22 protein-coding genes are annotated in these 21,328 nt (G+C 62.3%); 4 read left to right on the forward strand and 18 right to left on the reverse strand.

Translation table 11 applies throughout. The annotated features are described in order from the left end of the window. Positions 1-10 precede the first annotated feature (10 nt). The 3 genes from CAY53_RS02355 to CAY53_RS02365 form a co-directional block, all read right to left on the reverse strand. Complete coding sequence (locus CAY53_RS02355; protein ID WP_104935765.1) at positions 11-319, reverse strand: hypothetical protein; 309 nt, start codon at positions 317-319, stop codon at positions 11-13. A 30-nt stretch (positions 320-349) separates the two neighbouring features. Next, positions 350-1,999: a CTP synthase gene (locus CAY53_RS02360; protein WP_104935766.1), complete on the reverse strand. Its 1,650-nt coding sequence runs from the start codon at positions 1,997-1,999 to the stop codon at positions 350-352. A gap of 82 nt (positions 2,000-2,081) precedes the next feature. Beyond that, complete coding sequence (locus CAY53_RS02365) at positions 2,082-2,531, reverse strand: cupin domain-containing protein (RefSeq protein ID WP_104935767.1); 450 nt, start codon at positions 2,529-2,531, stop codon at positions 2,082-2,084. Positions 2,532-2,742: 211 nt separating this feature from the next. Here CAY53_RS02365 and CAY53_RS02370 point away from each other — a divergent pair, with 211 nt between their 5' ends. Together CAY53_RS02370 and CAY53_RS02375 are read left to right on the forward strand one after the other, a co-directional pair. Further along, positions 2,743-3,402: an OmpA family protein gene (locus tag CAY53_RS02370; RefSeq protein ID WP_245874849.1), complete on the forward strand. Its 660-nt coding sequence runs from the start codon at positions 2,743-2,745 to the stop codon at positions 3,400-3,402. Between the two features lie 78 nt (positions 3,403-3,480). Beyond that, positions 3,481-4,086: a DNA-3-methyladenine glycosylase I gene (locus CAY53_RS02375; RefSeq protein WP_104935768.1), complete on the forward strand. Its 606-nt coding sequence runs from the start codon at positions 3,481-3,483 to the stop codon at positions 4,084-4,086. A gap of 27 nt (positions 4,087-4,113) precedes the next feature. Here the strand turns inward: CAY53_RS02375 and CAY53_RS02380 are convergent, their stop codons facing one another. The 3 genes from CAY53_RS02380 to CAY53_RS02390 form a co-directional block, all read right to left on the reverse strand. Next, complete coding sequence (locus tag CAY53_RS02380) at positions 4,114-5,091, reverse strand: CobW family GTP-binding protein (RefSeq protein ID WP_181040371.1); 978 nt, start codon at positions 5,089-5,091, stop codon at positions 4,114-4,116. A gap of 129 nt (positions 5,092-5,220) precedes the next feature. Next, positions 5,221-6,276, reverse strand: a complete 1,056-nt coding sequence (locus CAY53_RS02385; RefSeq protein ID WP_104935770.1) for an NAD(P)-dependent alcohol dehydrogenase — start codon at positions 6,274-6,276, stop codon at positions 5,221-5,223. A 229-nt stretch (positions 6,277-6,505) separates the two neighbouring features. Then, entirely contained in the window at positions 6,506-7,852 is a 1,347-nt protein-coding gene (locus CAY53_RS02390; RefSeq protein ID WP_104935771.1) for a DEAD/DEAH box helicase, read from the reverse strand. An 87-nt stretch (positions 7,853-7,939) separates the two neighbouring features. On the opposite strand from CAY53_RS02390, the gene CAY53_RS02395 reads away from it, so the two are divergent. Then, on the forward strand, positions 7,940-8,545 hold the full coding sequence (locus tag CAY53_RS02395; RefSeq protein ID WP_104935772.1) for a hypothetical protein: 606 nt from the start codon (positions 7,940-7,942) through the stop codon (positions 8,543-8,545). Between the two features lie 14 nt (positions 8,546-8,559). Then, positions 8,560-8,901 carry a histidine triad nucleotide-binding protein gene (locus CAY53_RS02400; protein ID WP_104935773.1) on the forward strand — a complete coding sequence of 114 codons (342 nt, stop codon included), beginning with the start codon at positions 8,560-8,562 and terminating at the stop codon, positions 8,899-8,901. 241 nt (positions 8,902-9,142) lie between these two features. Here CAY53_RS02400 and CAY53_RS02405 read toward each other — a convergent pair whose 3' ends face one another. From CAY53_RS02405 to CAY53_RS02460, 12 genes are all read right to left on the reverse strand, one after another. Further along, positions 9,143-10,195, reverse strand: a complete 1,053-nt coding sequence (locus tag CAY53_RS02405; protein WP_245874850.1) for a uroporphyrinogen decarboxylase family protein — start codon at positions 10,193-10,195, stop codon at positions 9,143-9,145. Between the two features lie 220 nt (positions 10,196-10,415). After that, positions 10,416-10,937 carry an NAD(P)H-hydrate dehydratase gene (locus tag CAY53_RS13680; RefSeq protein WP_281261040.1) on the reverse strand — a complete coding sequence of 174 codons (522 nt, stop codon included), beginning with the start codon at positions 10,935-10,937 and terminating at the stop codon, positions 10,416-10,418. 381 nt (positions 10,938-11,318) lie between these two features. Then, the gene (locus CAY53_RS02415) at positions 11,319-11,879 is read right to left on the reverse strand and encodes a putative Se/S carrier protein (RefSeq protein WP_104935775.1); all 561 of its coding nucleotides are present in this window, start codon (positions 11,877-11,879) and stop codon (positions 11,319-11,321) included. A gap of 52 nt (positions 11,880-11,931) precedes the next feature. Beyond that, on the reverse strand, positions 11,932-12,150 hold the full coding sequence (locus CAY53_RS02420; RefSeq protein WP_017865486.1) for a sulfurtransferase TusA family protein: 219 nt from the start codon (positions 12,148-12,150) through the stop codon (positions 11,932-11,934). 1 nt (position 12,151) lies between these two features. Continuing rightward, entirely contained in the window at positions 12,152-13,246 is a 1,095-nt protein-coding gene (gene yedE / locus CAY53_RS02425; RefSeq protein ID WP_104935776.1) for a YedE family putative selenium transporter, read from the reverse strand. A gap of 387 nt (positions 13,247-13,633) precedes the next feature. Beyond that, on the reverse strand, positions 13,634-14,515 hold the full coding sequence (locus CAY53_RS02430; RefSeq protein WP_245874851.1) for a uroporphyrinogen decarboxylase family protein: 882 nt from the start codon (positions 14,513-14,515) through the stop codon (positions 13,634-13,636). Between the two features lie 28 nt (positions 14,516-14,543). Next, positions 14,544-15,296 carry a DUF1638 domain-containing protein gene (locus tag CAY53_RS02435; protein WP_104935778.1) on the reverse strand — a complete coding sequence of 251 codons (753 nt, stop codon included), beginning with the start codon at positions 15,294-15,296 and terminating at the stop codon, positions 14,544-14,546. After that, positions 15,293-16,057 (reverse strand): DUF1638 domain-containing protein, encoded by a 765-nt coding sequence (locus tag CAY53_RS02440; protein ID WP_104935779.1) that lies wholly within the window; start codon positions 16,055-16,057, stop codon positions 15,293-15,295. The genes CAY53_RS02435 and CAY53_RS02440 overlap by 4 nt, the downstream gene beginning before the upstream one ends. Before the next feature lie 193 nt (positions 16,058-16,250). Continuing rightward, positions 16,251-18,074 carry an ASKHA domain-containing protein gene (locus CAY53_RS02445; RefSeq protein ID WP_245874852.1) on the reverse strand — a complete coding sequence of 608 codons (1,824 nt, stop codon included), beginning with the start codon at positions 18,072-18,074 and terminating at the stop codon, positions 16,251-16,253. 31 nt (positions 18,075-18,105) lie between these two features. Then, positions 18,106-18,708, reverse strand: coding sequence for a DUF5714 domain-containing protein (locus CAY53_RS02450; RefSeq protein WP_181040373.1), 603 nt, complete (start codon positions 18,706-18,708; stop codon positions 18,106-18,108). Positions 18,709-18,839: 131 nt separating this feature from the next. After that, positions 18,840-19,802 (reverse strand): CobW family GTP-binding protein, encoded by a 963-nt coding sequence (locus CAY53_RS02455; RefSeq protein ID WP_104935782.1) that lies wholly within the window; start codon positions 19,800-19,802, stop codon positions 18,840-18,842. Beyond that, positions 19,802-21,151 (reverse strand): uroporphyrinogen decarboxylase family protein, encoded by a 1,350-nt coding sequence (locus tag CAY53_RS02460; protein ID WP_104935783.1) that lies wholly within the window; start codon positions 21,149-21,151, stop codon positions 19,802-19,804. The genes CAY53_RS02455 and CAY53_RS02460 overlap by 1 nt, the downstream gene beginning before the upstream one ends. Positions 21,152-21,328: the final 177 nt, after the last annotated feature.

A 21,328-nucleotide genomic window follows, 5' to 3' on the forward strand; every position in this document is an offset into this window, starting at 1 on the left:
CCTCTTGTGATCATGGATTTTCCTGCATTTTTTTCCAGGTACTGACCGGAGAACCGCCGCACTCAGTACCGTCCAGGTCGTTGTGGCCGGCAGTAACCGGAGCGGGCGTGGCCAGAATGTTGCTATGGTCGACCCAGTCTTCGTTTTCGCAGACCCAGGATGCCATGGCATCCGCATCCAGGGCGAAAACAAGGCTGCTTTTTTTGTGCCGGGCATAGACGATATAACTGTCCGCCTCGGCCGATGTATCGGCCCGTACAGAAAGGTCAGCGCCCACTCCTGCAAGACCCAGGCCGGTTTTCTCGCCGTTGCTGTCCACCGAGGTGAGCAGCGCAGGCCGGACATGCCCTCATCCCTTTTGCCGGAGTGCGGCCCGGATGAAATCCCGAAAGAGAGGATGGGGCTGCATGGGCTTGGAGCGGAACTCCGGGTGGAACTGGCAGCCCAGAAACCAGGGATGTCCGGCCAGTTCGATGATTTCCACCAGCTTGCCATCCGGAGAGGCCCCGGAGACGATCAATCCCGCCTGCTCCAGACGTGCGCGGTAGGCGTTGTTGAATTCGTAGCGGTGGCGGTGGCGTTCACTGATTTCAGTTTTTCCATAGGCCGCAGCAGCCAGGCTGCCTGCCTTCAGGACGCAGGGACAGGCGCCCAGCCGCATGGTGCCGCCCAGGTCGGAATGCTGATCCCGGTGCTCGGTTTTTCCGGTACGGCTGTCGATCCATTCGGTCATCAGGTAGATGACCGGATCAACGGTATTGGCGTTGAATTCCACCGAATGTGCGCCTGTGATGCCGGCCAGATTGCGGGCGATTTCCACCACCGCGAGCTGCATGCCCAGGCAGATGCCGAAAAAGGGCAGACCCTGTTCACGGGCATAGGTCACGGCATGAATCTTGCCCTCCATGCCGCGGCTGCCGAAACCGCCGGGTGCGAGAATCCCGTGGCAGCCTTCGAGCCGGGCCAGCCCCTCGTCGCTGTCCAGGTCTTCGGCGCTGATATAGCGCAGGTCCACCCTGGCGTCGTTGGCGATGCCGCCGTGGATCAGGGCTTCGTGCAGGCTCTTGTAGGATTCCCTGAGATCCACATACTTGCCGGTGACGGCGATGCTCACCTCTGCTTTCGGATGCCTGATGGTGTGCACCAGTCGCTGCCAGGGCTGGAGATTGGGCGCACCGGTCCAGATGCCCAGCTTTTCCAGAATGCGGTCATCCACCCCTTCCTCGCGGAAGGAAAGCGGCAGTTCGTAGATGCTCTCCACGTCCCGGGCCGCAATGACGTCCTGGGCGGCCACGTTGCAGAACAGGGCGATTTTCTGCTTGAGTTCACCGGCAAGCGGCACCTCGGTGCGGCACACGAGAATGTCGGGCTGGATGCCTGAGGCCAGGAGTTCCTTGACCGAATGCTGGGTCGGCTTGGTCTTGACCTCGCCAGCGCTGCGGATGTAGGGCACAAGCGTCAGGTGGATGAAGAGCGAGTATTCGCGGCCCAGCTCGATGCGCAACTGGCGGATGGCCTCGATAAAGGGCAGGCCCTCGATGTCGCCGACCGTGCCGCCGATTTCCACCAGCGCGATGTCGGCCGAACCGTCGAGCTGCAGGACCGCCTCCTTTATGGCGTCGGTGATATGCGGGATCACCTGCACCGTGCCGCCCAGATATTCGCCCCGGCGCTCCTTCATGATGACGCTGTAGTAGATGCGGCCCGAGGTGTAGTTGTTCCTTTTTCCCATGACCGCGTTGGTGAAGCGCTCGTAGTGCCCCATGTCCAGGTCGGTCTCGGCGCCGTCATCCGTGACATACACCTCGCCATGCTGGAAAGGGTTCATGGTGCCGGGGTCGACGTTGATATAGGGATCGAGCTTCTGGAAGGTGACGGTCAGGCCGCGCGCCTCCAGGAGAGCGCCGATGGAAGCGGCGGACAGCCCCTTGCCCAGAGAGGAGAGCACGCCGCCGGTGATAAAAATGAATTTGGTTTTCCTGCTGCACGATACCTTCATGGCATGCCTCTCAGCGTCATGGCGAAGAAAGAACTGGCGGAACTATACACGATGCACCCCCTGGGCACAAGCGGAGGGGCCCTCACTGGCGCCAGATCCGGCGGCAGAGGCGCGCCAGCTCCGCCTGTTGGGCGGCGCTCAGATCGGTGAAGGGCGAATTGTCGTAGGTGGTGTCGCGGTTTTCGACCACCAGCACCCTGGCATCAGGGCTCAGGACATGGTTGTGCCACACGCCCCGGCGCACGTTGTACACCAGGCCTGCCTGCAGATCTTCGGCGTGGATCCGGGTCGCGCACTCCTCGCCTTCCGCAGTCAGGAGCAGGCAGCGGCCGGCGAGCAGCACGAAGACTTCGTCGGTTTCGTTGTGGCGCTGCAGCCTTTTGATGTTTTCGACCCGCAGATCCTGGGAGAAGTTCAGGATGGCGACCCGCCAGGAGGCAAAATCCACCAGCGGCCGGTAGCCTGGTTCCTGATGGCGGTACACGCCCAGCAGATGGGCGGGGGTGAGCGGAGCGGGATTCGGAGCGTCCATGACAGGCGGCCGTGGCAGAGGGGGGACGGAGGCGGTGCCACGTCTCTACCATTGCGATTATGGCCGCGCAAGAAAAACCTGCCTTCCCGCTTCGGGCGTCGCGCTGCGCCGGCTGTCCGCGTTTTCCCGGCGAAAACCGCCCTTTCGCTTGACCTTTTTCCGCATAAAACGCTATATAGCCTTGTCAGCTTCCCTGTTTATGAGGTCAACTATGACGTATGCCAGAATGCTTCCCCGTCTCGTGCTCCCTGTTCTTGTCGCCTGCACGCTGATCCTGCCGGCCTGCAAGTCCAAACAGGTCAGCCCCTATACGCCCAGCGGCAAGGCCCGCCCCGACGGCGGCCTGTCGGGGGGCTTTCCCGAAGGCCATATTACCGAAGAATTCCAGCCCGGTACGGGGGGCAATGCCATGTCCGGCAACCCCTATGGCCCGGCCAATGAGGGTCTGGATGCCACTGGCGGCGGCCGGGGCACAGGCAGTCTGTACAGCAACGCCGATTCCCAGAGCGACGCCTGGAAGCGGCAGCACGGCCGCTCCTCGCCCGAAATGCAGCCGGTGTTTTTCGATTTCGACTCCGCGCTCATCCGCTCCGATCAGGTGCCGGCTATCGAGCACAACGGCGCCTGGCTGAACGCCAATCCGTCCCGTCAGGTGGTGGTCGAGGGCAATACCGATTACCACGGCACCCAGGAATACAATATGGCTTTGGGCGAGCGCCGCGCGGCCAGCGCCAAGAATTATCTGATCGAGCTGGGTGTGGCGGCGCAGCGCATCCGCACCATCAGTTACGGCGAAGAGCGGCCGCTCTTTCTGGGCGGCACGGAGAGTGATGAGGCGGGCAATCGCCGGGCCGATTTTGTGCTGGAATAGCTGAAAACCCAACAGTCCGCATCATCGGGCGCTTTGCCGTTCCACCCCGGCGAGGCGCCTTTTTCGTGAGTCGAAGCCATGGAAAAAGAACGCTGCCCCTGGTGTCTCCAGGGGACGGAGCAGATGCTCCGCTATCACGACGAGGAATGGGGCAGGCCCTGTTACGAGGATCGGGGGCAGTTTGAATTCCTGGTGCTGGAGTCGGCCCAGGCCGGCCTGTCCTGGCGCACGATTCTGAGCCGGCGGGCAGGCTACCGCCGGGCCTTTGCCGGTTTTGACCCGGAAAAGGTGGCGCTCTTTACCGAAAAGGACGTGGCACGGCTGATGACCGACACGGGCATCATCAGAAACCGGAAGAAGATCGAGAGCGCGGTGCAGAATGCCCGGGTCTTTCTGGAACTGGCCGCCAAACACGGCAGTTTTTGCCGCTGGTTCTGGAATTTCACCGACGGCTGGAGCATCCAGAATGCATGGCAGCGCGTGGATGAGGTGCCGGCCACCACGCCGCTCTCCGACCGCATTGCCAGGGAGATGAAGGGGCTTGGCTTCAGGTTTCTGGGCAGTACGGTCATCTATGCCCACATGCAGGCCACTGGCATGGTGAACGACCACCTCATCAACTGCTTTCGCTATGAGGAGCTCCGCAACTGGCCGCGATTCGAGGCAGGGCTGGGCAAGGGGTGACACTCCCGGGTGCGGGGCTGGAGTCTCTTACCAGTTTGCATCCGGCTCCCCCTCTACCTCTTCCGTTCCGGCGACCATCTCTCCGCCGAAAAGTCTGTGCAGGCCCTCTTGCTCCAGATGCTCGCCGATAATGACCATTTGCCCTTCGTCCATCGCCGGCGCCGAGCTGATCTCGTAGATGCCGTCCACCACGTCGAATCTGACCCAATCGCCAAAGGCGGTCTGAAAGAAGCCCTTGGCGCGTACAACCCGTCCGAACACTGTGGAAACAAGCAAATCGAGGCGCGGAATCAGCGAGGCGGGCGAGGCAAAGGCCACGCCGCGCAGCGCCATGTGGCTGAGCGCCCTTGCCGGCGCTCTGGCCGGGTGCGGGATCGGCGCCTGTCCCGTATCGGGCAGGCGTCTTGCAAGCAGCTCAAGCCATCGCCTTTTGGGCCACTTGCCGTAGTGCTCGTGGGGAAAGGCCACGCCAGGGCCCAAGGCGAGTTCCCGCTCGAGCTGTGCGAACTCGTCCTCGGTCATCCTCTCGGACTTTGAAAGCACGACCCAGCCGGCAGCGGCGAGCTGGTCGCTGAAGTAGTCCGGATAGTCGCGGCGGGCGGCCCTGAAGTGCCCCGCATCGACAATGGTCACCGGGGCGAGCAGGCCGATATGCTCGTAGCTGATCTTCTTCAGCCCCCTGATGATGCGTCCCGGCAGGGCGACGCCGCTGGGCTCCACCAGGAGATAGTCGGGTCGGAGCGTGTTGGCGATGGTCACCACGGAGAGGGAGAAGTCCTGGTTCATGGAACAGCAGATACAGCCCTCTGTCAGCTCCCAGATCTGCATCTGGGGCTTTTCCTCCCCGGCAAGCCCGGCCCCCTTCTGCAGGAGGGTACCGTCCAGGTTCAGCTCGCCAAACTCGTTCTCCAGCACCACGAACTGCCGTCCCGTGGCCCGCGTCATGGCCTTGATGAAGCTTGTCTTGCCAGCGCCCAGGAAGCCGCTGACGAGCAAAATGTCCACGCGTACCTCCCCCTTTTGCATGCAGTTGGTCTACTGAAAAGGGGCGCTCTTAAAGAGATGAGCGCCCCAAGACGGGTCAGGCCGTGCCAGGCGGGTCTTGCCGGCACGGCGGCATAGAGAGCGGTGAACTTACAGAACGACAACCGGTTTGATGAGATCAGCCGGTTTGTCCTTCATCAGCATCAGGGCTTCCTCGACGTGTTCAAAGCCCTGGAAGCGATGCGTGATGAGCTTTTTGACGTCCAGCTTGCCGAGGGCGATGAGGCTGCCCAGTTTTTCCAGACGCAGGCGTCCCCCGGGCATCAGACCGCCGGAGATGACCTTGTTGGCCATGCCGCAGCCCCACTCGACCCGGGGAATCGTGATGTAGTCGCCGCTGCCCAGGTAATTGACGTTGCCGATGCGGCCGCCGGCTTTCAGACATTTGACGGCCGGCTCGAAGGTCTGTACGCCGCCGCCGGCAATGATCACCTTGTCCACGCCTTTGCCATCCGTCAGCCTGAGCACCTGCTCGTCAATGCTGCCTTCCTTGTAGCCGATAAAATCCGTGGCGCCGTAGGCAGCGGCAGCCTCGCGGCAGACCTTGCGGGTGCCAACGCAGATGATGCGGCCTGCGCCGTGCAGATTCGCGCCGGCAACGGCCATCAGGCCGACCGGGCCAATGCCGATGACCAGCACCGTATCGCCGAACTGGACGTCTGCCTGTTCCACGCCGTGAAAGCCTGTGGGCACCATGTCGGAGAGCATGCAGGCCTCTTCCGGCGAAATTTTGTCCGGCATGTGGGCCAGATTGCCGTCGGCGTCGTTGACGTGGAAGTATTCGCCGAAGACGCCATCCTTGAAGTTGGAGAATTTCCAGCCCGCCAGCATGCCGCCGGAGTGGGCGCAAAAACCGGCCTGGGCCTCCAGGGAACTCCAGTCCGGCGTGATGGCGGCCACCATGACGCGGTCGCCCTTTTTGAAGTCTTTCACCAGAGAACCGACTTCATCCACGACCCCACAGCCCTCGTGCCCCAGGATCATGTTGTGCCTGTCGCCCAGAGCCCCTTCCCATACCGTGTGCACATCGCTGGTGCACGGGGACAGCGCCAGGGGCCTGACGATGGCGTCCAGGGGCCCGCAGACGGGACGCTCCTTTTCGATCCAGCCGGTAGCGCCGATTCTGAGCATTGCATAACCTTTCATAGCGGTACCTCCTTGTGGAATTTTGGTGTATGACCCGTCATTGGGGAATTTTATAATATACGGCAGGCCCTTGCCCGTAAACAACAATATTGGCCAATGGCATGGCTCCCCGGAAGCGGGGGGATCTGCCGAGGGCGCGAGGCCGCTCCTTGCCCCGCCTGGAGGACTGAGCTGAGCCGGAGCCGTGCCGGCCTCCTTTCCGGCTCCTCTTATGATGTCCTGGCCCGCGTCACCACGCCATAAACACCTGCCGTCGGGCAGCGGCGGAGCGACGTAAAAGCGGCACGGCAGCGTCCACGTAATCCACGATCACGGCCTTTTTGCCCGCAGCCGGTCGTACCACACGGCCTGCCACCTGCAGGAGCCGGCCCTCGAATTTAATGGGCGTGGCCAGCACCAGGGTGCTCAGTCCGGGGCAGTCGAAACCCTCGCCAATGAGCTGCACGGTGGCCACCAGAACCTGTACCCTGCCGGCCCGCACGCTGCTCACCACCCGTTCGCGCTCCTCTTTCGGCGTCTGACCGGTGAGGAGGGCCGCGGCAATGCCCAATCCGGCCAGTCTGTCGGCGAAGAATTCACAGTGACTCCTCCGGTCGGACACCAAAAGTACGGTGCCCCGGCTTTGGCGGGCCAGACGCACCGTATCGTCCAGAATCTGCGCGTTGCGCTCCACGTTTTCAGTCAGCGCTTTCAGGAGCTTCGCGTAATCCCCCATGAAGCCATAGCGGAACCTCGTATTTTTCTGAATCAGCTCGGGATGCAGCACCGCCCCGCTGGCCTCGAGCACACTGCTGTTCACCCGGTGGGCGCGCTCCCCCATGTAGATGTAGATGAGCCGAGTCATGCCGTCGTCGCGACGGAAGGCCGTGGCCGAGAGCCCCAGCATGTAGCGGCAGTCGAAGGCTGCCACGGTTTCGGTGAAGAGGCTGGCCGGCACCCGGTGGCACTCGTCCACCACCAGATGCCCGAAGCGGGGCACGAGTTCATCCAGATGTTTGCGCGCCGTGTTGACAATGGCCACGGTCAGCGGGCGGATATTCCTCCTGCCGTCGCCCAGCTGCCCGGCCTCTGTTCCCAGAAACTGGCCGATGCGCGCCTGCCACTGATTCAGGAGTTCCTTGGTATGCACCAGAATCAGGGCCGGCTGGCTGCGGCGGGCGATCACGGCGAGCGCCATGACCGTTTTGCCGCTGCCCGTGGCCGCCTCCAGAACCCCAAGGGAATGGGCCAGCGTGGCGGCAACCGCCTCTTCCTGATAGGGCCGGAGCGTGCCGGAAAACTGCAGCCGCAACGGCTCCAGCGTGCGGCGCTCGTCCACCAGCTCCGGGGTTTCACCGGCAAGCTGGCGGCAGAGGCGTACCGCATCGTTGCCAAAACCGCGCGGGAAATAGAGCTCACTGCCTTCCTTGCGGAAAAAGAAGAGCCTGGGCTGCAGTTTTTTGCCAATCCAGCGGCCATAGCGCAGGGCGTCTTCGTAGCGCGGGTTTTCCAGAGTGAGCGCTCGCTCCACGGCTTTTACAAGCAACGGCGGCGCGCCGCTCAGACAACATTCGGCACGGACAGTGAGTTTCATCATGCAAAAAAAAGAAAATTCTGTTGCCCCGCATCGGGCGGAAAAGGTACATTCCGGCATTTCCTATTTCCTCTACCTTGCCGGTCTTCCATGAACAAGAGACTTTTTACCGTGCTGGCGCTGCTCATGCTGTGCCTTTTTGGGAACCCGCTGCCGGGCAGTGCTGCAGCCGGAGGTCGCGATGTGGTCCTGAGCGTACCGGCCGAGACCGTGCTGGCAGCCGTGCAGAAGGCCCTGCCCCTCCGCATTCCCACCCAGAGCGGCAACGTGAGCGGCGACCTGATCCTGGAATCCCTGGACCGGCTCAGCATCAATGGCAATGTCATTGCCGTGCATGGCGTGCTGAGCGGCAAAAACATGGCCTTGAACGCCCATGTGGCGGGCAATCCCCTGCACGTGCAGCTGGGCGAGGTGCAGTTACCCGTGAGTTGCGATCTGGTGACCCGCTTCGACCGTCAGACGGGCCGGCTGTTTGTGAGCCCGCGTTTCAGCGGCCAGGGCAATGCCCAGGATGGCGACCTGGCCGGCCTGATGGCCGGCCTGAGCGGCCGGGAATACCCGCTGGATCTGGGCGCCCTGAAAACACTGGATCTGGATGTGGGCGGGCGCACCATTCACCTGGCCATGCGGCCCACCAATATCGTGGGCCGCGACAACGCCCTCGTTTTTTTCCTGCAACCGCAGGTCAGACGCTGAATCAGGGAGGAATCATGGCAAACGACTGCCTCTTCTGCAAAATCATTGCCGGGACCATTCCCTGCAACAAGGTCTATGAGGATGACGAGGTTCTGGCCTTTCGGGACATTGCGCCCCAGGCCCCGACCCATGTGCTCGTGATACCGAAAAAACACCTCACAGGGCCAGCCGCTGTAACCGAGGAAGACGACAGCCTGATGGGCAGGCTGCTGCGGGCGGCCAGACAGGTTGCGGACAGGGAGGGGCTGAGCGACTACCGGCTGGTCTGCAACAACGGGGCCGGCGTGGGCCAGAGCGTTTTTCACCTGCACCTGCACATCCTGGGCGGCAGGCCCATGGGCTGGCCGCCAGGCTGATCCTTGCCGGCTGGCTCCGCTTCCCGGCCGGATAGTTCGCACAACCCAGGTTTGCACAGGCCATATTCGATCGCCTGTCGCTGGATGTGCCTCGAGCAAGGCGATCGCCTCCGGACAAGTGCAGAATCGCGGAAGAAAACCCAGGCCTGCTAGTGTGGGTGAGCGGATTGATGCGGCACAAAGCGGCCCGGCGCGTATTGCGCCGGGTCTTTTTTTGCGCTCCGGCGGGACGCTCAGGCTGTCACAGCGCCACCCTTTCTGCCGGCGTGAACTTCGGCTGCCCGAATTTTTCGTCGCGGCTCAGGCGCATCTGGAGCACGTTGTCCAAGGGCGAATTCGGGTCGATGCCGCAGCCGGGGCAGAGGAAATCCGTGCCCGCTGCCAGCGCGGCCATGGCCTCTGCTCTGCACTCCTCAGGCGTGCCCGAGAACAGCGTGGCAGCCGTGGCCACGTTGCCAAAAACCTTAACACCCATGGCGTGCGCGATACGGACGGCGCTCTGCATATCCATCTTTTCCTCGATGCTGATGCCCGCGACCCCCGTGCCGCACATGGATCTGATGATGGGCGCTGTCTGGCCACAGATGTGCAGCACCACCGGGCAGGGCACGGACTCGGCGATTTTCCGGATATACGGCCCCACGAAGCGATCCCAGTATTTGGGGCTGAGCAGTGCTGGGGTGGAACTCGGTTCGGCCAGGCAGTAATAGTCCGCGCCTTCGCCGGCCGCGAATCGGATCATGCGGATGAGGGTTTCCGTTGTGACCGCCATGACCTTTTCCACCTTCCCGGGAGCCTCGATGGCGGCTTTCATGAGCGGGGCGGCGTCCATCAGGTTGGCCGCACAGGTAAAGGGGCCTTCGGAGGCGCCGTAGATGGCGAGATCCTTGCCGAACTTGGCCTTCAGAATCCTGAACTGCTCCCTGTAGGCAGGCATGCGGCCGCGCGAGAGCAGGTCGTCCGGGCAGTCCAGCCTGTCCACATCCCCGTGCTCACAAGGATGGGAGGCGATGGCGTACGGCGCATCCGGGGCGGGTGAGTGCACCTTGCAGCCCAGAAGCTCGCTGGCCGCCGTGATGTCCGAACCCATGGCCCTGATCCAGTCAAAGCCGCCCACTGTGTGCCCGGCAATGGCCATGAGGGCCAGCGCCTGCGGGTCGCTGTCCACTTCCGGGCGGGTGACGCCGCAGCGTTTCATAAAGGCGACACAGCCATAGGTGGTGGTGGAACCCACGGGCGTCATGTCCACTTCCTGGCCGTTCAGACGGCGCAAAACACGTTCTTTCAGCTTCATGTCTGTCTCCCTGAAAACCGGTGCCGGTTTCCGCTTGTGGTGGCATCCCGAGAGCAAACCTGCGGCGCTCCCGGCCTCTGCTTTGTCTGATATGGCAACCTTGTTCACAGCTTCCGGCCGTGCCTGGTCTCTTTCCCGCCGCCCCAGAGGCTCTCCGTGGCGCAGGGATGCCTGCCTGTCTTTGCTCACGTAGCGTATGCCTGCTCTTGGCTCCGCTTCCTCAGGAGGGCTGGGCTTTTTCCCGGACAGAGGCCAGACCCGGGCCGGTGTACAGCACTTCCTGGGCTGCATCCGTGCCCAGGAGTTCCGGAATGCGCTGGATGAGTTCGCCTGCCTGGGTTTCCGGCGTGGGCCCGCACAGCGCGGCCAGAAGCCGGGCCAGCCGGGCAGCGGCGATACAGGCAGGGGCGCTTGGCTGGCCGGCAGCGAGGAGCGCTGTCGCCAGGCCTGTTACAATGTCGCCCGTGCCGCCGATGCATTCCATGGCCGGGACACTCGGACTGGCCACCGTGGCCAGAATCTCCGCGCCGCGCGCGATAACATCCTTCGCGCCTTTGACGATGAGATGCCGCGCGCAGTTGCCCCCATCCGCCGCGCGCCGCAGCAGTTCCGGAACCTGCCGCGCTTCGGCCAGCAGAAAACCGCGGGTGTAGAAGGGATGCGGCGCTTTTTCGTCGGCCAGAAAGGCCATTTCGCCTGCATCCGGCGTGAACAGTTCGTACTCGCCCGCATAGCCGCTCATTTTGGCCACGTACTGAAGCCCGCGTCGGCCACGAGCAGGGGCCGCCGTGGCAGCGCCAGCGCGGCCTGAGCACGCGGTTGTGCCAGTCCACATCCGGAAAGAGGTAGTGAAAGGTCAGACCCTGCGGGGCCAGCCGCTCCAGATGGGCGCACAACCAGACGTAGAGCCTGCGGCTGCCGTCGCCGCGGCCGGTGTCGCCGACCAGCAGCAGCTCGGGTGCTTCGAGGCCCAGGGCCGTGCAGAATGTCCAGACGGTGGCGGCCAGCGCGGGCGTGCCGCGCGCCACGGGAACGCGGCGCTCGTCCGGCAAAACAAGGTTGCTCTCAGTCACGCGAATTGCGCCTTGCACGGGCGCCGCATCGCTGGGCACGGTCCCGACTATCAGCCACATAGCACGCGTTTCGCCTCCTCAAAGGCCTTCTGCAGACTGTAGCAGCACAGTGTCTGGCCGAGTCTGCGGGGTTCGGGCGCGCTGTCGAGCGCCTGACCCTTCAGCTCCGCCGCCAGATAGGGCACGTCCGGGCAGCCGCCGCCGGAGATATTGACGATGCGGCGGTCGGCCTTGCGGATGGTGATTTTCAGATTGGCCGCGCGAACCATGAGCCAGTCGCCCAGATCCACGGTGCTGAAGAGCGCCACCGGTTCAAGCAGCGCCTCGTCCGCTGTGGCGATGCGCTCCGGCCGCAGTCCGGCCCCGGCCAGGATCTCCAGCGCCGCCGGCTCCAGCATGAGCGGAAAAACCACAACCATGTCGCAGCCGGTGCGCAGTGCCGGCGGCGGCCCCTGGACGCTCACCGGGAGCCCCGCTGCGCGCAGCAGGGCTTCGGCGCGGATGACCTCGCCGGTGTGGGCGAAGACCAGCAGGCCCTGGCCTTGCCGGCCGGGCGAAGCCCTGTGCTTCGCGCCTCTGTACAGGCGCTGGATGAGGCCAGGCAGGAACATGAACAGGCTCTCGGCTCTTTGCGGGCTGCTGGGCAGGCCCTTGCCCAGGACGTTATTTTTTGGTTGCGAGAATGCGCGCCTCGCTGCCCGTTGTATTTTCGACCTGGACCGCAAAGCCTTTGGCCGTGGCGGCGCGGCTGACGTTTTCCAGACTGACTTCATTATCGACCAGGATTTCAAAGGGCCCCTCTTCCCCGGCCTTGACCCGGTTCAGGAAGAGCAGGACAGGTTGCGGGCAGGACAGGCCGCGCGCATCGATGGCGGTGGGCATTTCAGTTCCCTCGTCTGCAGTTGAAGAAGCCAATGAGCAGGCAGATAAGCAGTCCGACCAGCGCTGCGGCGCCGCCGTGGGGGCCGATGCCGCCGGGGCTGCTGGCCATGCCGAAATTGTGGGCCAGCGCCGCGCCGACAATCAGACCAAAGACAAAGATGGCAGCGTCGTTGTCGCCTTCGCCCGCCATGAAGAGCTGGCGACCGGGACAGCCGCCTGCCAGTGCGAAGGCCAGTCCGGCTGTGACCATGCCCATGAAGTTCCACAGATGATCGCTGTGGGCGATGGGTTGCTCTGTCCAGCCGAACCTGGCGAAACCAAAGACCTGACACATGAGCGCCGCTGCCGCGAACATGGCGAGCAGGCCCAGGGCCAGATGCCACTGTCTGAACAGCAGGAGGTCACGGATGGCGCCCATGGTGCAGAAGCGGCTGCGCTGGGCCACGAAACCGATGACCAGACTCGCGCCCAGGGAAATGAGCAGCGGTGCGTGGGCCGCTCCCGGGCCTTTCAGCGAGTAGAACAGCACGCCGCTCTGGTTCTGGCCGGGTATCTGCGGATTGGCCAGATACAGCGCCAGCAGGCCCAGCATGACAAGCGGCATGATCCAGCCCGAGGCGGGCGGCTGCGCAACGCTGCGGCCCAGGGAGTAGCCGCCCCGAAAGAAGAGCGTGCCCAGGCCCACGCCTGCGATGAGCCCGGCCAGACCGACGATGGCGTTCAGGTCGCCCCCTGCCAGCCGCAGCACGGCGCGCCAGGGACAGCCCAGAAAAACCAGCGCGCCCATGGCCGCAAGCACTCCCAGCACAAAGCGGGTGATGGGCGAGGAGCCGCCACGCGCACGGAAATCGCCGAAAGCCACGGCCGCGAGCAGCGAGCCCAGAACCATGCCCATGATTTCCGGGCGCAGGTACTGCACGACCGCCGCTCGGTGCAGGCCGACGGCGCCGGCCAGATCGCGGTTGAAGCAAACCACGCAGATGCCCATGTTGCCGGGATTGCCTGCCTTTTGCAACAGGATGGCCAGCACGCCGATCAGCGCGCCCACGCCGACAATGCCTGCCGTGCTGGCCAGGGGATTGAAATGGCTTTTCATAGCGTTCTCCCAGGAAAGTTTATGCCGCCTGGCGGCGTGTCAGGCATGGCCAAAAGGGGCACAGTCCATGCAGCCCCGGGCATAGGGCACCACAGATACCGGTGCACAGGGGCCTGTCTCTGGGGGTGGAGCGAGCGCTAGAACAAGCGGAGAAAACAAAGAAATCGGGCTGCGCTCATGTCGCGCGGGATCTCCAGCCCCACAGCGGCAGTGCCTCAGGTGAAGCCGGTCTTGCGGACTGAAAGGATGTGACGGGTCAAAGAAAACATGGGGGCCTCTTCCTCGATGCCTGCCACTCTACCTGCTGCGGGCAGCGGCGTCAATCGTTCGCGCTGCTCGCATGGGGCATCCGCGGCGTTTCCGGAAAAGGCCTGCGGAGCGCTGCGGCTATGCGTTCAGGACAAGCTCCCGGAACAGGCCGTTTTTGATACGGTAGTCGATGTTCTTGATGCACATCTGAGCGGCGAGCCCGACTTTGCCGATCATGGCGATGCAGGCCTCGCCGTAGCGCATCCCGGGTTCAGGGAGCGGCACTTCCCTGATGGTCGCCCGCCCCGTGCCCTGAAGCGCCAGGGCACTTTTCGGGCAGAGCAGGATCATCGTCCCGCTATCGGCCAATCCTGCCATCCTGCTGGCAAAGCCTGCGGTAAAGTCTTCGACGCCGTGGAGCGCGAGTCTGGGACCCAGAATATTCACCCCGCCTGTGGGGTCGGCATAGGCCAGCAGATCAACGCCGTATGCCTTGGCCTTTTCCATGTAGCAAAAGATATTGTCGCCCATCCTGGCGTACACCTTTTGCATCAGGGCCCGATTTTTAAGTGCGGTCCTGACCACAACCGTGATGTCCACCAGCGTGGCGAGGATGGTGATGGGGCCCGATACATTCAGGACCACGTGTTCGCCCGCCTCGTGCAGTCGCCGGCAGGCCAGCAGGGTCTCGTGGATGCGGCCCCTGCTGAAGTCGATGTCCGGCAGCGCGAGCACCTCTTCCAGGGACCGGTACGCAAATTCCCGCACACGGGGGCCGGTTGCGGCGTCACCGTAGACAACCTTTGCGCCCATGGCGTCGCCTTCGGTGGTGTGGCAGTACGGCAGACAGCAGAAGGCCGCGTTCAGGTGCCTTTTCACGGCCTGGGCGAGCCGGGCCATGGGCTCGCTCTGCACATAGGCGTCCGGAAACTGCAGGTCAAGCCCGCGCACGATATCTGCGCTGATGCCGGTGAAATTGTCGTAGCCGCAGTGAAAGTCCTTGATCATACCCACCGTCATGTCAGTCCTCCCTGTTTGGCCCCTGCCTTTACCCGCCTCTATGGCCGGCCTTGTCCAGGGGCATGCCGTCCGGCGTACATGAGGCTGCCTGGATCACGCCATCCGCATCCATGGCAAGCGTTTGGCCCGGCGCCAGATGCAGAAATTTTTCCGGGTCTTTCCCGCCGGCCAAAAGCTCTGCCAGATAGCCGGTGGCGCCCTCGGTCTCCGAGTAATGCAGGGCGAGATAGTCGGCAATTTTCTTCGCGTCCGCTGCGCGGGAAGGCAGCAAATCTGTCCAGCGGATATAGCACAGCTCCGTGTAGTTCTCGAACAGGCGCCTTTCCGCCTGCAAAAGCCGGGCGGCCTTGAGCGGACCGAATTTTGTTTCATATTCGGCGCGGCGCTCGTCAATGTTGAGCAGGGAGCGGGTCAGCCTGTCCTGCATCCCGGCGGAGATCCAGAGCCTTGGCCCGGGCACGCGCACAAGCGCCTCCCTGGGCGTGATGCCCAGAAAGAGCGGCACGCAGTCGTGCAGGCGGGGAATGACGAGTGTGGCCCGGCCGGCATGCACGCCGCACAGGCCGCGTCCGCACAGGGTGTAGCCGCAGAGAATGGTGAGTTCGCCCTTGTTTTCGCGCTCCACGGTGTCCACCGCATTCTGCAGGGCGGCCCGCAGCCTGTCCGGCACGTCGTGCAAACCGACTTCCAGATAGCTTATAGCCGGAGGCGCTGCCATCCGGGCGCAGAGCATTTCCAGCTCGGGGCGCAGCATCCCGCAGGCCAGCATGAGCGTGGTCATGGCGCTGCTCTCCTGCTCTTTTCTGGCAGAGGCACCACGGAGCGCCTGGGACAGGCCACTGCAATCACCAGGCCGTCCGCGTCCATGTCGGCGCTTTCGCCCGGGGCCAGATGCAGAAATTTTTCCGGGTCTTTCCCGCCGGCCAGAAATTCCGCCATGTAGCGGGATCGGCCGGGGCGTTCCGCATAGGGCAGATTGGCGAGCCCGGCTATCCTTTGCGCTTCCTCAACCCAGTCCTCCCCCATTTCCGGCCAGCGGATATGACAAAAGGTCTTGTATGCGGAGAGCAGTGCGTTTTCCGCCCTGACCATCCTGGCTGCCTTGATCGGCCCGGCCTTTTGGGCATAGAGTTCAAAGCGCCTGTGCGATTCCGCATAAAAGGGAATCAGCAGGTACTTCAGCCAGCCGGGGCTTATCCAGAAGGTCGCTCCCTCCCGTGATGAAGCGTTGGTTGCCGCCTGACTCTCGCCCAGCAGAAGCGGAATGCAGTCGTGCAGGCGGGGAAGAATCAGGACTGCCCGGCCCGTGCTCACCCCGCACAGACCGCGGCCGCACAGGCCATAACCACAGAGGATGGCCAGGTCGCCTGTGTGCGCCTGTTCCAGGGCATCGATGGCAGCCTGCACACGAAGGCGCAGTTGCTCGGGATAGTCGTGCAGGCGCTGCTCCAGAAAATGCATTTCAGGCGGATCGGCCATCTTGGCCGCCAGCATTTCCAGTTCGGGCCGCAGCACTTCGCAGGCAAGAAGCACGGTATGCATAGACGCTCCGCACGCTCGGGATGTTCAGGGGATGCCGCCCAGCTCAAACAGCATTGTTTGCACAGGGCCATTCCAGCTCGCAAAGACCAGGTGCGGGCGGCGGACGCTTCAACAACAGGGCAAGGCCCTCTGAATATGGGGACAGGTGCTGCAAAGCGGCCAGCTCCTCCTCTTGTGGCCAGAGCTTTCGTTTTCAGGCTGCCGGCTTCGGAAAGGCCATGGCTTGTATCCAGAGTGCGTTGAAATCCGCACGGGCCGAAAGCTCGACAGGCGTCACAAACATGGAGATGCGGTCAGCCATCTTCCTTTGCCCAAGGGAAAGCAGGCAGAGGCCCGCACCTTCTGCAGCCGCATTGCCGATGGGGATGATTTTGTCCGCCGCAATACCGGGGAAAAGCCCCAGGGCTACGGCCTTTTCCCGGTCCAGATAGTTGCCGAAAGCGCCTGCCAGATACAAACGGTCAATGACGGGTTCCCCGGCAAGAATGTTTTTGACTTCGCTCTGCAACACCTGGATACCCGCCGCAATGGCAGCCTTGGCCAGTTGCAGCTCGCGGATGTCTTTCTGGGTGAGCACCAGATCGTTTTCGTTGCCCAGCTCGCCTGCATAGGCCAGCACAAATTCGCCGATGCCCCTGGCGCCTACGCGCACCCGTTTGGCCAGGGGGGAGTCCGGTGCATTTTGTACCAGCTTGCCCCTCTCGTCGAGCAGGCCCACGCGCAGCAGCTCGGCAACCGCGTCGATGAGGCCCGAGCCGCAGATGCCCTGCGGAGGAGCGCTGCCGATGACGCCCAGTTCGACCTTGTCGTCATCGAGGCGCACCTTTTCGATCGCGCCTTCGCCCGCCCGCATGCCCTGCTGGATATGTGCGCCCTCAAAGGCGGGGCCTGCGGCCGTCGAGCAGGCCAGAACCCGGCCCTTGAAGCCCAGAATGATCTCGCCGTTCGTGCCAATGTCCACGGCAATGGAAACGCCTTTCTGCTCCCAGAATTTCGTGGCCATGGCCACGCCAACCGTATCCGAACCTACGTATCCGGAGATGTTGGGCAGCACGTGCACCGCAGCTTCGGGATGCATGGGCAGGCCGATTGCTTTGGCCTTGAGCTGCACGCGCGAGCGGTGGCAGGGGATAAAAGGGGCGACCGCCAGATTGGCCGGATCCACGCCCAAAAACAGGTGGCTCATGGTGGTGTTGCCCACGACCGTGGCGATGTAGGCGTGTTCTGCCCTGAGGTCGCGCTTCCGCATGAGCCGCTGCATGGCCTCGGCAATGCCGTCAACGGTGAGCTTCTGAATTTTTCTGCGGCTCTCGGGCGTGGCGGCCGCCGTGATCCGGGTGAGCACGTCGGAGCCGAAAATTCGCTGGGGATTGGCCAGACCCTCAGCCTCCAGTACCGCGCCCGAATTCAAATCGACCAGATAAACGGCAATGGTTGTCGTCCCGATGTCAACAATAAAGCCGTAGCACTGGTCTCGGGTGTCGCCAGGCTCTACGGCGATCAGCTCGTCTTCCATGAGCACTGCCGTCACCGCGAATCGGGCCTGGCGCAGCACGCCCGGCAGTTCCGGCAGCAGGGAGTGGGAAAATTTTCTGTTCTTGCCCACCTTGGCCAGGATGCGTTCCAGGTCGGAAAGCTGATCGCGCAGCGTTGGCTCCGCCAATGTCACAAACTGCTTCTGCACCGGGCCATCTTCGGGCCTGCCCTTTTTGCACAGCTCAAACAGGCCGACTTTCCGTTTGACATCATCCTGCCCCGAGGCGATCTCGACCACGGCGTCACCCGCCACCCGGACCCTGCAGGAAAGCACTTTGCCGTCGGGTAAGACCGCCTGGGTTTCGTCGATCGGCTCCAGCTCGCCGGAAAGCACCTTGACGGCGCATTTGCCGCATACTCCCTGACCGCCGCACTCCGTGCCTTCCATGAGACCGGCGTCGAGCAGACAGCCGGAGAGCATGGCGCCCGCCTGAGCCTGAAGACAGTGGCGTTTGCCGCCTGCTATGACTTCAATATGCATGGCCTTCAATCCTCCTTAAGGGTGCGCCTTTTCAGGTCTTCACAGGATAAAACGGGCAGCCCTCTTTCCGACACGCCTTGTTGCTTTCGTTGCGCCGGCATGCCGGCTTGGAAAATACACCGACACCGACTCCCAGCCGCTCCGGTGCGAGACGTGCGGCCTTGTCCAGCGCGAGATAGGAAGTCCGCTTGCAACAGCGCGGGCCGCCCACCGAGGCGACATGCGCCAGACAGGCTGCAGTAAAGAGATTGACAGTGCCCCAGTGTTGTTCCTGGTGCGGATTGGCCTCAAGCCAGACCGAGGCGAAAATGCCGCAGCCCAGCGCCGCACCGCAGCAAGCCCACAAACCACAAAAGCCAGGTAATACTTTTTCCGCCCGCTGCGAGGCAGTATGCAGTTTTTGCTCCAGGATTTCAGCCGCAAGCCCGCTCTGTTTTGCGGCAGCGGTGAGCAGCGCGGCTGGCACAATAAAATGATGCACCGGTCCATGCATGGGCACGCCTTCCAGGTCCATGAGACATTCCAGCGTGTCCAGAAGTGCGGTCTTGCCCTCCGCGCAGCGCTGCATGCAGGTCTGGATGATGGTCCTGTGGAGGGGGGTTACAGTGGGTAGAGCTTGCAGTAATGCCGCCATGGAACTCACTCCTCTTGGCCGTTACAGATGGTGCCCTTTCAAGGCAGGAGGTTTGATACGCTCCGGGCTGTCATGCCGGACCTCCTCGCCTCTTGCCCTGATGAGTGGCGCCGTGATATGGCGCCGTTTTTTTAACTGACAAAAGCCTGCGTTCGGCACTGCGCCTTCCAAGCCTCAGCCACATCCGTTTCGGAAAGTGCTGCTTCCGCCCTGGGAATGACCACGATCTTGGATTCCGTGCCCAAGGCGCGTATGGGCCGTGTCGCCACCCGCTCGTTGACGCCATCCACATAAAAGGCACCCTCCTGGCACAGGACAATACCCTTGACGCGCAGCGCACGGGGTAAAATGGCCCGCATGAAGGCCTGGACCTCGTCCAGATCCACAGGGTCCCGGGCCACGATGACATACTGGCCCGGCCTTGGATACTGACCTTTGGCCTGGCGATGGACCATGGGCGCAAGGCCGAAACCCGTTGTCTGGGGCGGTGGCGGAGCGTTGTCAAAAAAGCTGTCAATCCGCGCCTGTGTGGTCTCAACAATTTGGGCTTTGGGATTCAGCTTTTTGATCCGGTCCCTGATGGGAGGCAGAGATTCGGGCGGGGCCAGATCGATCTTGTTGATGATGACCCGTTCGCTGGCGATAATCTGCTCTTCCACTGCGTTGATGACACCGGCCAGCTCCAGAAAATTCTCCGGATCGATCAGGGCGGTCATGCCCTGGTAGACATACTGGCTACCGGTGACCTGCTGCAAATCGGCCAGGAGATGCTTCAGAGGGAAGGGGTTGGCCATGCCGGAGGTTTCCACGACCACGGCGTCCAAGGGCCGTTCGGCGAGCAGGGCCAGCGCCTTGACAAAGTCGCTGGCCAGACAGCTGCAGAAAACCTGCCCGTCGTTTAGTTCCCTGATTTCGATGTCCCTGGCGGGAATGAGGCCGGCATCAATATTGACTCGGCCCCATTCGTTGATGATAACGCCAAGCTTTTTCCCCCTTGCCGCCGCCTCGTCCAGAACATGGTTCAAAAGCGTCGTCTTCCCAGACCCGAGAAAGCCGGTTATGAAGTACAGGGCGATAGGCTGGCTTGCGTTCATTACATCACTTCCTCGATCTGTTTGATCAGATCGTCCAGATTGGGAATTATGGAGGAGTACTTCAGCTCACCGTTCAGATACAGACTGGGCAGCTGTTTCACGCCCACCTTTTTCATACGCGCGATGTTTTCCGGTGTGTTGTAGCGGTATTCCACTACGTCGATCCTGTCGCCGAAGTGCTTCTTGGCGTCGCCGGCAACCGCCCACATATAGGTGCAGGCAGCACAGGCGGTCGGATCGAGCAGCATGGCTTCCAGCAGTGGTTTTTTCAGATTTTTGTAGTCCGGCAGTTCGATGTCGATATCGAAGGAACTCATTTCATAGTTGGCCACCATGTTGCGCGCCTTGTCGATGTTGTGTACAGCGTAAGACACGGCAATGGTATTTTCCACCGGAGTCGAGTAGGGCATGTCGCATCCGGGGGCCAGAATGAAATTCTTGGGCGACTTGATGCTGTCGAGGATATCGACACCCATCTTCATGTTATCCTGTTGATTGCCCAGGAGCATACAGGTGGTCAGCGGCACGTTGCCCTGTAAAACGACGTTGTGGTCGTCGCACACCTTTTGTCCGGCAACGATATCAACATTTTCGTCAACCGCGATGCAGTCGGGATCGGTCAGGCACATATGGGGCAGCAAATGCGTGACGTTGCCGCACACGAAGAAGGCGGAATAGCCTTTGCGTTTGCGGATATGCTCAAAAATTTTCTTATAGGGCCCGGCCACGAAGGTATTGAAATGGTCGGGTGAAATCTGGGAAACGACCGGATCGGTCGGCACAATGACGTCCACCCACTCGTCCAGATAGATATCGCACATCTGGATGGCGATGTCGGTCACATAGTCCATGAGTTTGTGCACGTAATCCGGATTGCGGCGCATGTCGCGGAAGAAATTCGTGCCGCGCAGGTGCGAACAGAGCGTGTAGGGGCCGCAGAACAGACCGTAAAGCGCGGTGGTGTCACCCACCAGTTTTTTCATACGGCGGGCCGTCTCGATGACCAGCGGGATGCGACCCGCAGCTTTGGTGATTTTCGTCGAGGGCATCTCATCCGTCTTTTCCAGCGGGTGTGAGCGCACACTTGGCGGACTGTCCGGCTCCCACTTGATGGTGCAGCCCAGAATTTCAGCTTCCAGCTGCAGATCGAAAAGCAGGATCAGGCCGTCGGGTTCATAGAGCTTGTGAGCTTCTGTCAGCGATTCAACCAGCTTGTCTACATCCAGATAGACCTCGTCGGCACGGTAGCCCTTGATGAAACCGGCATGCACGCCGGCCATGGGGATCCAGGGACGGCGCGGGGTAGTTTCGTGGTGCAGGCATTTGAACAGCAGTTCTTTTCCAGTCATGGCCTTTGCTCTCCTCTGATACGTGTTGATAAGGGAAAGTCTCTAGGGCAAACAAAAGCCCTGCTAACAGCCCGTTGAAAAAGCCGCTGCAATGCTCATGGCGAGTAAAAAACCTCGTAAGGCTGAAGAGCAACTTGCTGATCCTGCGCCATTTAAAATTTGCAATTCTTGTAGTCT

The sequence above is a fragment of the Desulfobulbus oralis genome (genome assembly GCF_002952055.1).
Classification (GTDB): Bacteria; Desulfobacterota; Desulfobulbia; order Desulfobulbales; family Desulfobulbaceae; genus Desulfobulbus; species Desulfobulbus oralis.